Annotated in this window: 16 protein-coding genes; 3 read left to right on the forward strand and 13 right to left on the reverse strand. The window is 70.8% G+C overall.

Annotated elements, in window-relative coordinates; all coding sequences use genetic code 11:
- Nucleotides 1–19: 19 nt before the first annotated feature.
- The 3 genes from AB0D27_RS27605 to AB0D27_RS27615 all read left to right on the forward strand — a co-directional run bounded on the left by AB0D27_RS27605 (nt 20) and on the right by AB0D27_RS27615 (nt 2,659).
- Nucleotides 20–1,513 (forward strand): phosphatase PAP2 family protein, encoded by a 1,494-nt coding sequence (locus AB0D27_RS27605; protein ID WP_362514071.1) that lies wholly within the window; start codon nt 20–22, stop codon nt 1,511–1,513.
- Nucleotides 1,514–1,624: 111 nt separating this feature from the next.
- Nucleotides 1,625–2,446 (forward strand): class I SAM-dependent methyltransferase, encoded by an 822-nt coding sequence (locus AB0D27_RS27610; RefSeq protein ID WP_362514074.1) that lies wholly within the window; start codon nt 1,625–1,627, stop codon nt 2,444–2,446.
- A 42-nt stretch (nt 2,447–2,488) separates the two neighbouring features.
- Nucleotides 2,489–2,659: a hydrophobic protein gene (locus AB0D27_RS27615; RefSeq protein ID WP_362514077.1), complete on the forward strand. Its 171-nt coding sequence runs from the start codon at nt 2,489–2,491 to the stop codon at nt 2,657–2,659.
- Between the two features lie 20 nt (nt 2,660–2,679).
- Here the strand turns inward: AB0D27_RS27615 and AB0D27_RS27620 are convergent, their stop codons facing one another.
- The 13 genes from AB0D27_RS27620 to AB0D27_RS27680 all read right to left on the reverse strand — a co-directional run bounded on the left by AB0D27_RS27620 (nt 2,680) and on the right by AB0D27_RS27680 (nt 12,425).
- The gene (locus AB0D27_RS27620; RefSeq protein ID WP_362514080.1) at nt 2,680–2,970 is read right to left on the reverse strand and encodes a gas vesicle protein K; all 291 of its coding nucleotides are present in this window, start codon (nt 2,968–2,970) and stop codon (nt 2,680–2,682) included.
- Nucleotides 2,967–3,155 carry a gas vesicle protein gene (locus AB0D27_RS27625; RefSeq protein ID WP_362514083.1) on the reverse strand — a complete coding sequence of 63 codons (189 nt, stop codon included), beginning with the start codon at nt 3,153–3,155 and terminating at the stop codon, nt 2,967–2,969. Before AB0D27_RS27625 ends, AB0D27_RS27620 begins: the two co-directional genes overlap by 4 nt.
- The gene (locus AB0D27_RS27630; protein ID WP_362514086.1) at nt 3,152–3,931 is read right to left on the reverse strand and encodes a GvpL/GvpF family gas vesicle protein; all 780 of its coding nucleotides are present in this window, start codon (nt 3,929–3,931) and stop codon (nt 3,152–3,154) included. The genes AB0D27_RS27625 and AB0D27_RS27630 overlap by 4 nt, the downstream gene beginning before the upstream one ends.
- Nucleotides 3,928–4,413: a gas vesicle protein gene (locus AB0D27_RS27635; protein ID WP_362514089.1), complete on the reverse strand. Its 486-nt coding sequence runs from the start codon at nt 4,411–4,413 to the stop codon at nt 3,928–3,930. Before AB0D27_RS27635 ends, AB0D27_RS27630 begins: the two co-directional genes overlap by 4 nt.
- A complete protein-coding gene (locus AB0D27_RS27640) occupies nt 4,410–5,531 on the reverse strand; it encodes an SRPBCC family protein (protein WP_362514090.1) in 1,122 nt (373 codons plus the stop codon). Before AB0D27_RS27640 ends, AB0D27_RS27635 begins: the two co-directional genes overlap by 4 nt.
- Nucleotides 5,524–6,216, reverse strand: coding sequence for a DNA primase (locus AB0D27_RS27645; RefSeq protein WP_362514093.1), 693 nt, complete (start codon nt 6,214–6,216; stop codon nt 5,524–5,526). Before AB0D27_RS27645 ends, AB0D27_RS27640 begins: the two co-directional genes overlap by 8 nt.
- Entirely contained in the window at nt 6,213–6,476 is a 264-nt protein-coding gene (locus AB0D27_RS27650; RefSeq protein ID WP_362514096.1) for a gas vesicle protein GvpG, read from the reverse strand. The genes AB0D27_RS27645 and AB0D27_RS27650 overlap by 4 nt, the downstream gene beginning before the upstream one ends.
- A 5-nt stretch (nt 6,477–6,481) precedes the next feature.
- Nucleotides 6,482–7,252: a GvpL/GvpF family gas vesicle protein gene (locus AB0D27_RS27655; protein ID WP_362514099.1), complete on the reverse strand. Its 771-nt coding sequence runs from the start codon at nt 7,250–7,252 to the stop codon at nt 6,482–6,484.
- Nucleotides 7,249–7,704, reverse strand: a complete 456-nt coding sequence (locus AB0D27_RS27660; RefSeq protein ID WP_362514101.1) for a gas vesicle structural protein GvpA — start codon at nt 7,702–7,704, stop codon at nt 7,249–7,251. Before AB0D27_RS27660 ends, AB0D27_RS27655 begins: the two co-directional genes overlap by 4 nt.
- Before the next feature lie 46 nt (nt 7,705–7,750).
- Nucleotides 7,751–8,125 carry a gas vesicle protein gene (locus tag AB0D27_RS27665; protein WP_362514103.1) on the reverse strand — a complete coding sequence of 125 codons (375 nt, stop codon included), beginning with the start codon at nt 8,123–8,125 and terminating at the stop codon, nt 7,751–7,753.
- A gap of 61 nt (nt 8,126–8,186) precedes the next feature.
- Nucleotides 8,187–9,107 (reverse strand): non-homologous end-joining DNA ligase, encoded by a 921-nt coding sequence (gene ligD, locus AB0D27_RS27670; RefSeq protein ID WP_362514106.1) that lies wholly within the window; start codon nt 9,105–9,107, stop codon nt 8,187–8,189.
- 52 nt (nt 9,108–9,159) lie between these two features.
- A complete protein-coding gene (locus tag AB0D27_RS27675; RefSeq protein ID WP_362514109.1) occupies nt 9,160–11,007 on the reverse strand; it encodes a transketolase in 1,848 nt (615 codons plus the stop codon).
- A complete protein-coding gene (locus tag AB0D27_RS27680) occupies nt 11,004–12,425 on the reverse strand; it encodes an NAD(P)/FAD-dependent oxidoreductase (protein ID WP_362514112.1) in 1,422 nt (473 codons plus the stop codon). The genes AB0D27_RS27675 and AB0D27_RS27680 overlap by 4 nt, the downstream gene beginning before the upstream one ends.
- Nucleotides 12,426–12,438: the final 13 nt, after the last annotated feature.

Genomic DNA, 12,438 nt, shown 5'->3' on the forward strand with positions numbered 1-12,438 from the left:
TCCGGGGTACACGCCCGCCATGACCGCAGACGTCGACCTCACCGTCCGCCCCCCGGGGCACCACGTCCTCAGGGACCGCCTGCTCGCAACGGACTGCCGCCTGTTCGAGGCGGTGGCCGCCCGCCACTGGCCCGGCTGCGACCGCCTGCTGCCGAAGCTGAGCCGGACCGCGAACCACGGCGTGCTGTGGTTCGCCGCGGCGGCCGCCATCGCCGCGAGCCGTACCCCGAGGGGCCGTCGAGCGGCCGCCCGGGGCCTCGCCTCGCTGACCCTCGCGTCCGCCACGATCAACACCCTGGGCAAGCGCACGGTGCGCCGCCCGCGACCGCTCCTGGACCCCGTCCCCCTGGTCCGCCAGCTGAAGCGGCAGCCGATCACCACCTCGTTCCCGTCCGGCCACTCCGCCTCGGCGGCGGCCTTCGCGACGGGTGTGGCCCTGGAGTCCCGCGGCTGGGGCGCGGCCGTGGCACCGCTGGCCGGCGCGGTCGCCCTGTCCCGCGTCTACACGGGCGTGCACTTCCCGAGCGACGTCCTCGCGGGCGCCGCCCTGGGTGTGGGCGCCGCCTATGCCGTACGGGGTCTGGTGCCGACCCGCGCTCCGCTGCCGCCGCCCGGCCGCCCCCACGTCGAAGCGCCCGCGCTGCCCGAGGGCGAGGGTCTGGTCATGGTGGCCAACAAGGGCGCCGGCACCGCGGACCGAGTGAGCGCCGTGCGCGACGCCCTGCCTCAGGCGCGGACCGTGGAGTGCGAACCGTCCGACGTCAGGGCCGAGTTGGAGAAGGCGGCGACCTACGCTCGCGTCCTCGGCGTGTGCGGCGGCGACGGCACCGTCAACGCCGCCGCCGAGATCGCCGTGCGCCACGGCCTGCCCCTCGCCGTCCTCCCGGGCGGCACCCTGAACCACTTCGCCCTCGACCTCGGGGTGGAGGACGTACGCGATCTGAGCCGCGCCCTGCGACAGGGCGACGCGATCCGCGTGGACGTGGGCCTGTTCTCCTCCGGGGACACGCGGGGCTGCTTCCTCAACACCTGCAGCCTGGGCGTCTATCCGGAGCTGGTGCGGGAGCGCGAGCGGTGGTCCGGGCGGATCGGCGGCTGGCCGGCCGGGGTGCTCGCGGCGCTGCGTGTGCTGCGCGCCGACCGCCATCCGCTGGAGGCGAAGTTCAGGGGCGTGGCCCATCCGCTGTGGCTGCTGTTCGCCGGAAACGGCCTGTACTACCGCATGGGCATGACCCCCGGCCGCCGCGTCGACCTCGCGGACGGACATCTGGACGTACGCGTGGTGCACGGTGGCCGCCGCCCCGCCCTGCGCCTGCTGGCCGCGGCCGTCGCGGGACCGCTGACCCGCTCCCCCGCCCACGCGGCGGTACGAGTCTCCCGGCTGCGCCTGGACGGCGTGGCCCCCGGCACGCTTCTCGCCTACGACGGTGAAGTCACCGAGGTGGAAGGCGAGGTGACATTGCGGAAGGTCCCGGAAGCGCTGACCGTCTACCGGCCGCTGCCCAGCCGCTGACGTCCACATAGCAAGACACGAGTCTCACCATTCGACATCCGCGCGTACGGTGACAGTTGTCGCCCGGCGGAGCGGTGCCCCCGCCGGGCCCGTACGAGAAGGGGAACGGTCATGTCGAAGTCACAGGAGACCGCCGTCTACACGCACGGCCACCACGAGTCCGTGCTGCGTTCGCACGTCTGGCGCACCGCCGCCAACTCGGCGGCCTATCTGCTCGACTCGCTGAAGCCCCATATGAAGGTCCTGGACATCGGCTGCGGCCCGGGCACCATCACCGCCGACCTGGCGGCCCTGGTGCCCGAGGGACACGTCACCGCCGTCGACCACGCGCCCGGGATCCTGGACCGCGCCCGGGCCGTCGCGGTCGAACGCGGCCTGCACAACATCGACTTCGCGGTGGCGGACGTCCATGCGCTGGAGTACCCGGACGACACCTTCTGTGTGGTCCACGCCCACCAGGTACTGCAGCACGTGGGCGATCCGGTGCAGGCGCTGCGCGAGATGTACCGGGTCACCAGGCCGGGTGGCTTCATCGCCGTCCGGGACGCGGACTACTCGGCGATGACCTGGTATCCCGAGGCACCGGGTATGGCCGACTGGCAGGACCTGTATCTGCGCGTCGCCCGTGCCAACGGCGGCGAGCCGGCCGCCGGACGGCGCCTGAAGTCATGGGCGCTGGCGGCCGGCATCCGGGACATCACGGCCACGGCCGGCACCTGGACCTTCTCCACCGAGGACGAACGGGAGTGGTGGAGCGGCCTGTGGGCGGACCGGACGCTGGCCTCGGCGTACGCGGACCGCGCCACGGAGGGCGGGCACGCGACGCCCGAGCAGTTGCGGGCCCTGTCGGATGCCTGGCGGGAATGGGGGCGCCAGGAAGACGGCTGGTTCTGCGTCCTGCACGGAGAAATTCTCTGCCGTAAGGAAGTCTAAACGGCCGCCTTCGGGAAACCCGAAGAGCAGGAGGTTCACACTATGGTTCCCATTCTGCTGGTACTGCTTCTGGCCCTGATCCTTTTCGGTGCCGGATTCGCGGTAAAGCTTCTCTGGTGGATAGCACTGGCGGTTATAGTCCTGTGGCTCTTGGGATTCCTGGTGCGCGGCACCAGTGCTTCCGGAGGCAGGGGCCGCTGGTACAGGTGGTAGACCCATTCCCGGCGGATAACCTATTCCCGGGGAAGTAGAGGTCCAAGCGGCCCGAGGTCCAGATTCAGGTCCTCGGGCCGCAGCCCGTACCGCTCACGCAGTTCGGTCATGCGGTCCTCCAGCAGCATGAGCGTGAGCCCGATCCGCTCCTCCTGGTCCTCGCTGAGCTCCCCCGTGTCGAACCGCCGCAGCGCCTGGCGCTCCATGAGCTGGCGCAGCAGTTCGACCACGGTGAGCACGAGCTTGACGAGGTCGCGCTCCACCGTGTCGGGATCGAGGTCCAGACGGTTCCGGTTACTGCCGCTCGTCACGTCGACTCCTTCCAGGGTGCGGGCACCTGCGCGTTCACGGAGCTGATGAGCGCGTTCAGGTCGATGCGGACGAGATCCACGTCCGCGATCCGCAGGGTGATGTCCCCGGTGATCACGACGCCGCCCGCGAGCAGCCGGTCGAGCAGGTCGACCAGGGCGACCTCACGGCGTTCCACCACGGTCACCGCTCCTCCTCGCCGAAGGCGCCGCTGAAGGAGTAGGGCGCCCACGGGCCCGTGAGTTCCACCCGCATTCCGGGCACATCGTCCTTCGTACGGTCGACCAGTTCCACGAATTCCTCGGATTCGGAGCGCGGTACGAGATAGGCGGCATTGAGTACATTGCGGCCGGCGGCATGGGACAGCGCCGCGTTCTGCGGCGCGTGGATCCGGGTGCCTTCCGCATGTTCGGAAAGGGACCCGTGCAGTCGCCGCGCGAATTCCTCGGCGCGTTCCCACATGTTCTCGTGCGCGCGGTTCCGCATACGCCGCTGCCGAAGATAGTCACGTCCCGTTGCCGCTTTCTCCGGCGGCCGGGTCTGCTCCCCTGTCCCCTCGGCTTCGGAATTCTCCAGATAGACCTTGACGCCCCATTCCACCCGCCCGTCGAGCTGGTCGAGCGTCCGCAGGAACTGTTCCTCCCGCTCCTGCATCATCGTGCGTACGCCGCTGTCGTCGCGGAACACGGTGGCGAGCCGGAGCGGCAGCGGGCTGGTGACGACGGTGAGCGCGTCGACGACCGCCTGGTGGGCGCGGGCGGTCTCACTCAGCCAGTCCAGGTCCTCCAGGTGGGCCCGCAGCGGCTCTTCGGCGAAGTCCCGCTCCGGAACCGAACCGACCACGGCGACCAGGTCGCCGTGGCGCAGTTGCTTGGGCGGGACGCCCGCGATTCCGGTCAGTTCGGCCGACAGCGCGGCCGAGAAGGGACGGCAGATCGCGTAGACGTAGCGCAGTCCGCTCATGAGGTTTCCTCCTCAGGTGCGGCGCGGGAGGTCTCCTCCGGTCCCGCTCGGGAGGTCTCCCTCGCCGATTCCGCTCGGGACGTCGTCTCCCGCTCCCGTCCCGTGCGAGAGGTCTCCCTCGCCGGTTCCACTCGGGAGGTCTCCCGGTGGTCCGCGCGGGAGATCTCCCGCTCCGCTCCCGCTCCCTCCAGCTCGGCGAGCCGGTCGCGCAACTCCCTGTTCTCCCGGGCCAGTTCACTGTGGTGCGCCCGGGACGACAGGGCCGGGTCGTCCTCCCACCAGTCGATGCCCATCTCCTTCGCCTTGTCGACGGAGGCCACGATGAGCCGCAGTTTGATGGTGAGCAGTTCTATGTCCAGCAGGTTGATCCGGATGTCCCCCGCGATCACGATGCCCTTGTCGAGCACCCTCTCGAGGATGTCGGCGAGGTTCGCGCCGCCGCTCTGCCCATAGGGCTCCGGCAGCCTGCCGGCCATGGTCATCGTCGGCCCCGGCTCTCCACGAGCTCTTCCTCATCGGCGTACTCGCCCTCGTCGGCCTGCTCGTCCTCCTCCTCGGGGTACTCGCCGCTCGCCTCGTCCTCGTACTCCGCTTCGCCCTCTTCCAGACCGGGCTCTTCCTCCTCGTCCTCCTCGTCCTCGTACTCGTCCTCGCCCTCCTCCTCGGGAAGGTCCTCGCCCTGGTCCTCGTCCGCCCGCTGCTCCTCGGCGACGGCGTCCTCGTGGCTGCGCACGACCTCGCCGTCACGTATCTCGCCGCGCCAGCCGTCCTCCGCCTCGCCCTTGAGGGTGATGAACCGGGCGAAGTTCTTGAGGTCGAGCCGTGCCCTGCGGCCCTGGGCACGCCAGATGTTGCCGGTCTTCTCGAACAGGCCTTTGGGGTAGTACTCGATGACCAGCAGGATGCGGGTGAGGCTGTCGGTGAGCGGGTGGAAGGAGACGACGCCCTTCGTCGTGCCCTTGGCGCCCTCCGACGTCCAGGAGATCCGGTCGTCCGCCACCTGCTCGGTGGTGTGCGCCTTCCAGCTGCGGTTGGACCAGAAGACCTTGAGCTGCCAGTCGGACGTGATGTCGTCGGCGCGGTTCGCGCTCTTGACGCCCTTCGCGAAGGTGCTGAAGTCCTGGTACTGGGTCCACTGGTCGTACGCCGTGCGCAGCGGCACGCCGACGTCGATGAACTCGAGGATGACCGTGGGCTTGTTGCCGGCGCCGCCCTTGCGCCCGCCCTTGCCGCCGGTCAGGTTCTTGAAGGCACCGACCACGCTGTCCTTGGCCTGGCCCGCACCCAACTCGAGAGCGGACCGCAGCGGCCCCTTGCCTTCGGCCAGCTTGCGTCCGCCGCCGAGGGCGAGTTTGGCGAGGCCCGGGCTGTTGCCCTCGGCGATGTCGTTGAGCTTGCCGGTCGTCTCGCCGAGCTTGTGTCCGACGCCGACCAGCAGCCGCTGCGCCTGGGCGGTCAGATAGGCCTGGACCTCCTCCTTGAGCCGGTCGGCCGCCGCGCTCTGGGCGAGGGAGGTGATCGGATTGTCCTTCGCCTGCCCGTTCGCGGCGGATCCTGCGTCCTTCGCCCGCTGGGTCGCGGATCCGAGGGTGTCAGTCATGGTCGCCGCCTCCCGCCGACTGCCGGGGCCGCGTGGCACGGCGCCCGGCGCTCTTCGCCGCGGCCGTCTTCTTCGCGGGGGCCTTCTTGGCCGCTGTCTTCTTGGCCGGGGCCTTCTTCTTCGCCGCCGTCTTCTTGGCCGGAGCCTCCTTGCCGGAGCTCCGCTGCTGCGCGGCCTTCTTGGCGGGGGCCTTCTTGCGCGGCTGCGGCCTCTCGTCGGCGGCCTCCGGCTCCTCGGCCTCGCCTTCGTCCGAGTCTTCGTCCGAGTCTTCGTACTCCTCGTCCGGCTCCTGCGAGTCCTCGTCCTGGTACTCGTCGTCCGGCTCGTCCTCCTCTTCCTTCTCGCCGCCCCCCGGCCCATCCGGGACCACGCCCGCGAGCTGGTCCCGCACCTGCGCGGTCCGTCCGTGCAGCCGGTCGGCGATGCCTTCGATCTGCCGTTCGACGAGCGCCCCGGAGGCGGCCTGCCCCACACCGCGCAGGTCCTCGCGCAGCTGGTCCCCGATCTCCTTGAACTGCGGGTTGTTCTTCAGTTGCTGAGACACCAGGTCCGAGAGCGCCCGCGGACTCAGATGCATCCGCTTGCCGGCCACCATGCTGCCGACCGCGAACGCCAGCTTCATCTTCTTCGTACGCCCCAGAAGGTATCCAGCCCCTACGGCGAGGCCCAGTCCCATTCGGTTCATCCTGTCGTCCCCTCCCCTGTTCCGGCAGTCCGCTGCAAGCCGATCTCCAGCCGGTCCAGGAGTTCGTCCTCTCTGCGGTCGAATTCCTGCTCATCGAGCTCGCCCGCCTCGAGCTGCTGCTCGAGAAGGGCGAGTTCGGCCCGGACGACCGCCGGGTCGTAGTACTGACGCTCCGCCTCGGCGAGCACTTGTCTCACCGCCCAGAGGCTGCCGCGCACCGGTGCGAACGGCAGCAGCAGCACCTCGCCGATCAGTCCCATGTCTCTCACTCCCTGCCGGACTCCGAGCCCGTGGTGGTGCCCGCCGGCTCGGAAGGTCCGGGCTCGACGAAGCTGTAGGGCGGCAGCGGGCCATTGACGCGCACGTCGAGATGTGGATGGCTCTTGCGGACCTGCTCGACGGCGGTGAAGAACACCTCGGCCGACTTGCGGTCCACCAGGAAGGAGACGTTGGCGAGCCAGCCCGTGGACTCGGGGCCGACGCTCACCGCGTCCGCGACCGGTTGCAGGGTGTGCTGGATCTCTACGGCGTCCTCGGCCTCACGGCTCTGCACCGCGGCCACCACCAGCTCACCGAGCCGCAGCCGCTGCTCGTACGTACCGCCGCCCGCCTGCCGGTTGGCCTCCGTGACGGCCCGTATCTCGGGGTTCTCGGCCATCACACGGTGCAGGATCGCCTCTTCGTCGTGGCTGGCCTTGACGTTGTACTCGACCTTGCCTGCCAGCGCCTCGAGCCGCTCCAGGTAGTGCTCGACCCGTTCGGCGAGTACTCCGGTGACGGCGGCGTCGTCCTGAGCGACGCTGCCGAACCGCATGGGCAGCACCGGGCCGCCGCCCTCCGCCTCGCTCAGCACGTTCTGGTGGGCGAGCAGATCCCGCCGCTTGGGCCGCAGCCCCTCGGGGGCGTCGCTGACGATGGCCGCCAGCTCGCCCTCCTTCAGGACGCGCACGGGGAGCGCCGGCTCCCCGACGCCACCCATGCCCTCGGGAAGCGAGGGATGCGAGGCCGCCGTGATGGCGTACACATACGTGCTCACTCCTGCTCCTCCTTCCTGCGCGCGGCCGTGGACTTACGGGGGCGCGGCCGGGACTCGTCGCGGTCCGACCGGGACTCGGCCCGCTCGCCCTGGCCCTCCTCACGCGCCTGCTTGAAGGCGCCTGAGATGGTCTCAGCGGCGCCGGACAGCGCTCCCTTGGACTTGCCGCGTGCCCCGGACTCGGTGATCTCCCCGACCATGTCGGGCAGGCCCGGGCTCTTGCGCGGTCCCGCCTCCAGGTCGAGCCGGTTGCACGCCTCGGCGAAGCGCAGATATGTGTCGACGCTGGCGACGACGACGCGTACGTCGATCTTCAGAATCTCGATACCGACCAGGGACACGCGGACGAACGCGTCGATGACGAGCCCTCGGTCGAGGACGAGTTCCAGGACGTCGTAGAGGCCGCTGCTGCCGCCTCCTCCGCCGGTCTGCTGTGCTGGGACGACGGTCATACCGACCGGTCCTCCTTGTCTGTAGATGCCTGCGCGGGAAGGCGGTCTAATGACCGCCGGGCCTATGTGGGTCGGCCCTTCCGCGTTCGTAGCGGCGGACACGCCGGTAGCCGGTGAGGCCACCGTGCGGGTCGAGATCGACCTGATAGGTCGCGAGCAGGCTCATCGTGTCGGGAACCCTGACGAGCTCGAGGACCTCGATCTCCAAGCGCCAGCCGTCCTCGGTCTGCTCGAAGGACGACACGGACTCGGCGGTCATGCCGGTGAGCTCCGCGAGCTGGGTGCGCGCGTCACGCAGCACCTCCATGGGACCCGGCCGACCCTCGGCCGCACTGTCTCCTTTGTCGCTCTTCTTGCTTTCCGTGGAATTCTGCGAATCAGGTGAATTTTGTGATTTGGATGTGTTCGATGTGTTCGACATGGCCACCTCGCCCTCCGAGTGGCCCCCCCGACTGTCGGCCAAACCTCCAGTCGTACGACCGTCAACCGCGCAGCGCCTTGAGCCGGCGCCGGGCGGGACCAAGGGCACGCCCCCTGCTCATCACTCCGGCCCAGGGGTTGCCCTGCGCCTGCTCGACGGCGTCGGCGATGCTCCAGCGGCGGGCGTCGAGGCCGGGCTGGTCGAGCTGTTCCCAGGTGATGGGCACGGCGACCGGGGCGCCGGGCTTGGCCCGGACGGTGAAGGGGGCGACGGCGGTCTGCGCGTAGGCGTTGCGTTGCACATCGAGGTAGAGCCGGTCGCCGCGCTCGTTCTTGCGGGCGGCCGTGGTGAGCCGGTCGGGGTGCGCCTCGGCGAGCGTGTCGGCGACGTCCTTGGCGAAGTCGCGCACCTCGTCGAAGTCATGGTGTCCGTTGAGGGGCACCACGAGGTGCAGTCCGCGTGAGCCGGTGGTCATCAGGGCGGACGGGAGGTGCAGCTCGTCCAGCAGCTCACCCATGAGCCGGGCGGCCTCGCGTACGGCGGCGAAGTCGTCGACGGACGGGTCGAGGTCGAAGACCAGGCGGTCGGGCCGGTCGAGCCGGCGGGTCCGGGACAGCCAGCGGTGCAGGGTGAGGCAGGCCTGGTCGGCGAGGTAGACGAGGGTGGCGGCGTCGTCGCACACGACGTGTGTGACCGTTCCGCCCTCCTTGGACACCTCGACCCGCTGGATCCAGTCCGGGTAGTGCTCCGGGGTGTTCTTCTGCATGAAACGGGGGCCGTCGATCCCGTCCGGATGCCGCTCCAGCATCAGCGGGCGCCCGCGCAGGTGAGGCAGCATGAAGGGAGCGATGTCCCGGTAGTACGCGACGAGGTCGTATTTCGTGTACTCCTTGTCGTGCCCGCCGCCGGGAAAGAGCACCTTGTCCGGCCGGTGGATCTCGACGCTGCGGCGGCCGACCCGCACCGTCCGTGCGCTGCTCATCATGGGTCCTTTCCGGGATCGTCCCGGCGCGCTCCGGGGCGGGCTCGAGGTGTCAGCGCACGATGGCGTGCTCCACCAGCAGCCGTGCGGACGCGGCGATCGACTCGGCGTCGATGCCCGCGGCGTGCAGCTGCTCCTGGGGAGTCGCCGAGCCCGGCATCGTACGGACGGCGAGGCGCACCAGGCGCGGCACCGGGCGGCCGTCGAGGAAGGCGTCGAGCACCGCGTCGCCGATGCCGCCCTCCTCGCGGTGGTCCTCGACGGTGAGCAGGCAGCCGGTGCGTTCCGCGGCCTCGCGCAGGGTCTCGCGGTCGACGGGCTTGACCGAGTACAGGTCGATCACCCGCACCTGGATGCCCTCGCCCTCGAGCGCCTCCGCGGCGGCCAGCGCCTCGTGGACGGTGACTCCCGCGGCGACGAGGGTCAGCCGGTCGTCGTCGGAGGCGCGCAGCACCTTGCTGCCGCCGACCGGGAAGTCCTCGGTGGGGCTGTAGATGACGGGGCCGGCGCCGCGTGAGGTGCGCAGATAGCGGATGCCCTCGCACCCCGCCATCGCGGCGACGAGCTTCGCCGTCTGGTTGGCGTCGCACGGATACAGCACGGTCGAGCCGTGCACCGCCCGGAACATCGCCAGGTCCTCCAGGCCCATCTGCGAGGGCCCGTCCTGGCCGATGGAGACGCCGGCGTGCGAGCCGACCAGGTTGATGCCGGCGCCGCTGATCGCGGCCATCCGCACGAAGTCGTACGCGCGGGTGAGGAACGCGGCGAACGTGGAGGCGTACGGCACCCAGCCGCGGGCGGCGAGGCCGACCGCGGCGGCGACCATCTGCTGCTCGGCGATATAGCACTCGAAGAAACGGTCGGGGTGTTCCTTGGCGAAGAACTCGGCGCGCGTGGAGTCGCTCACCTCGCCGTCCAGGGCGACGATGTCGCCGCGGGCGGTGCCGAGCGCGGCGAGCGCCTGGCCGTAGGCGTCGCGGGTGGCGACCTCGTCGCCGGTCTCGAAGCGGGGCAGGTCGAGGTGTCCGGCCCGTACGGCGTGCAGCATCCGTGCGGCGGGCGGCTGTTGGACCTCCACGCGCCGGTCGCGCACGCCGCCGAGTTCGGCGATCGCCTCGTCGGCGTCGGGCAGCGGCTTGCCGTGCAGCCCCTCGCGGTCCTGGACGGACTCGACGCCCTTCCCCTTGAGGGTGCGGGCGATGACGGCGGTCGGCTGCCCGCGGGTGGACTCCGCCTCGGCGTACGCGCGGTCGACGGCGTCGACGTCATGCCCGTCGATCTCGATGGTGTGCCAGCCGAAGGCCTGGAAGCGGCGTGCATAGGCGTCCAGGTCGTGGCCGTGCCGTGTCGGACCGCGCTGGCCGAGCCGGTTGACGTCGACGATCGCGGTGAGGTTGTCGAGGTGCTCGTATCCGGCGTGCTCGGCGGCCTCCCACACGGACCCCTCGGCGAGTTCGCTGTCGCCGCACAGCACCCAGACGCGATAGCCGGTGTGGTCGAGCCGCTTCCCGGCGAGCGCGATGCCGACGCCGACGGGCAGCCCCTGTCCGAGCGAGCCGGTGGCGGTCTCCACCCACGGCAGCCGCTGCGGGGTCGGATGCCCTTCGAGCCGGCTGCCCCGCTTGCGGAAGGTGAGCAGCTCCGCCTCGCTGATGGCGCCAACGGCCTTGTACGCGGAGTACAGCAGCGGTGAGGCGTGCCCCTTGGACAGCACGAAGCGGTCGTTGCCGGGGTGCTGGGGGCGTTCGAAGTCGTAGCGCAGATGGTTGGCCAGCAGGACCGCCATCAGGTCGGCGGCGGACATCGAGGACGTGGGGTGGCCGGAGCCGGCGGCGGCGGCCGCCCGGACGCTGTCGACGCGCAACTGCTGTCCGAGCTCGGCGAGTTGACGGGTATTCATGCCTCTCCTTCCGCAAGGCTGTCGGAGCCGGGGGGTACGGGCCTGGCGGGGCCGGGCTTGTCGGGACCGCCCCCGGCGGGCCAGGACTCTTCTCGCGTTTTCTCTCGCGCCGGTGCTCCCGCCACTCGTGCCAGCTCCGGCGAGGCCGTGTCCAGCGGCACCGACCAGGACCGGACGAGCCCCAACTGGACGGCCTGCCGCGGCAGTACGGCGTCGAGCAGCCAGTCGGCGGCGACGCGGATGCGGTTGCCGGGCATCGCGGCCAGGTGATAGCCGCGGGTGACGGCCCCGGCGAGCGGGCCGGACAGCGGGACGCCGAGGGGGTTGGCCGCGGCCTTCACTCCGCCGAGGTCGACGGTGAAGCCCATGTCGCGGTGGCGGTAGGCGCGACGGTCGCCGATGCCGAGGGAGGCGGCGATGTTGCGGGCCGCGACCTTGCCCTGCCGCCAGGCGTGCTGGGCGGTCATCGGCGTGTACTGGCCCGGCTTTTCCAGGTCAGGTACGGCGGCCGCGTCGCCGCAGGCGAACACCTCGGGCCGGCTGGGGACTTGGAGGTGGGGGTCGACGAGCAGCCGGCCCCGTTCCATGGGCAGTCCGAGGGCCTCGGCGAGCGGATCGGGCCGTACGCCGACGCACCAGACCAGCGTCCGGGTATCGATGAAGTCCCCGTCGCTGAGCAGGACTCCGGCGGGTGTCGCCTCCTTGACGGAGGTCTCCGTGCGCACGTCGACGCCGCGCCCGCGCAGCACACTGTCGGCCGTGCGGGAGAGCCGTTCGTCCAGTTCGGGAAGGACGCGTGGCGCGATGTCGAGCAGCAGCCAGCGGGGGCGCATGCCTTCCCGCAGGGGCTGATTGCGGACCAGGGCGTCGGTGAACAGCTGCCCGTGCGCCGCCACTTCCGTGCCGGTGTATCCAGCCCCGACGACCACGAAGGTGCATCGGGAGGCACAGCTCTTGGGGTCGTCGGACGCGGCGGCCAGCTCGACCTGCCGGGTCACGTGGTCGCGCAGGTAGAGCGCCTCGGGCAGGCCCCGGAAGCCGTGCGCGTGCTCGGCGACCCCCGGTATGGGCAGCAGCTTGTTGACGCTTCCGGCGGCGAGCACGAGCCGGTCGTAGGCCAGCGTGCCGCTGTCACCCTCGGGGTCCGTGTAGTGCACGGTCCGCGCGTCGAGGTCGATCCCGTCGGCCTCGCCGAGCACCAGGCGTGCACGCGGCAGGGTGCCGGCGAGCGAGACGGTGACTCGGCGTGGTTCCAGGACTCCGGCGGCGACCTGGGGCAGCAGCGGCAGGTACAGAAAGTAGTCCGTCGGGTTCAGGAGAGTGATCTCGGCCCGGTTCCGGGTCAGCCGCGACAGGACGCGGGCCGTGCGGTATCCGGCGAAGCCGGCACCGACGATCACAATGCGGGGTCGACTCACAGTTCGCCTCCGG

Source organism: Streptomyces sp. NPDC048415 (genome assembly GCF_040651675.1).
Classification (GTDB): Bacteria; Actinomycetota; Actinomycetes; order Streptomycetales; family Streptomycetaceae; genus Streptomyces.

Bases quoted from the DNA above. Each gene is read 5' to 3' on its own strand.
- AB0D27_RS27650 (WP_362514096.1), bottom strand. From the start codon at position 6,476: ATGGGACTGATCGGCGAGGTGCTGCTGCTGCCGTTCGCACCGGTGCGC.
- AB0D27_RS27660 (WP_362514101.1), bottom strand. From the start codon at position 7,704: ATGACCGTCGTCCCAGCACAGCAGACCGGCGGAGGAGGCGGCAGCAGC.
- AB0D27_RS27630 (WP_362514086.1), bottom strand. From the start codon at position 3,931: ATGAGCGGACTGCGCTACGTCTACGCGATCTGCCGTCCCTTCTCGGCC.
- AB0D27_RS27675 (WP_362514109.1), bottom strand. From the start codon at position 11,007: ATGAATACCCGTCAACTCGCCGAGCTCGGACAGCAGTTGCGCGTCGAC.
- AB0D27_RS27615 (WP_362514077.1), top strand. From the start codon at position 2,489: ATGGTTCCCATTCTGCTGGTACTGCTTCTGGCCCTGATCCTTTTCGGT.
- ligD (WP_362514106.1), bottom strand. From the start codon at position 9,107: ATGAGCAGCGCACGGACGGTGCGGGTCGGCCGCCGCAGCGTCGAGATC.
- AB0D27_RS27605 (WP_362514071.1), top strand. From the start codon at position 20: ATGACCGCAGACGTCGACCTCACCGTCCGCCCCCCGGGGCACCACGTC.
- AB0D27_RS27665 (WP_362514103.1), bottom strand. From the start codon at position 8,125: ATGTCGAACACATCGAACACATCCAAATCACAAAATTCACCTGATTCG.
- AB0D27_RS27635 (WP_362514089.1), bottom strand. From the start codon at position 4,413: ATGACCATGGCCGGCAGGCTGCCGGAGCCCTATGGGCAGAGCGGCGGC.
- AB0D27_RS27640 (WP_362514090.1), bottom strand. From the start codon at position 5,531: ATGACTGACACCCTCGGATCCGCGACCCAGCGGGCGAAGGACGCAGGA.
- AB0D27_RS27645 (WP_362514093.1), bottom strand. From the start codon at position 6,216: ATGAACCGAATGGGACTGGGCCTCGCCGTAGGGGCTGGATACCTTCTG.
- AB0D27_RS27610 (WP_362514074.1), top strand. From the start codon at position 1,625: ATGTCGAAGTCACAGGAGACCGCCGTCTACACGCACGGCCACCACGAG.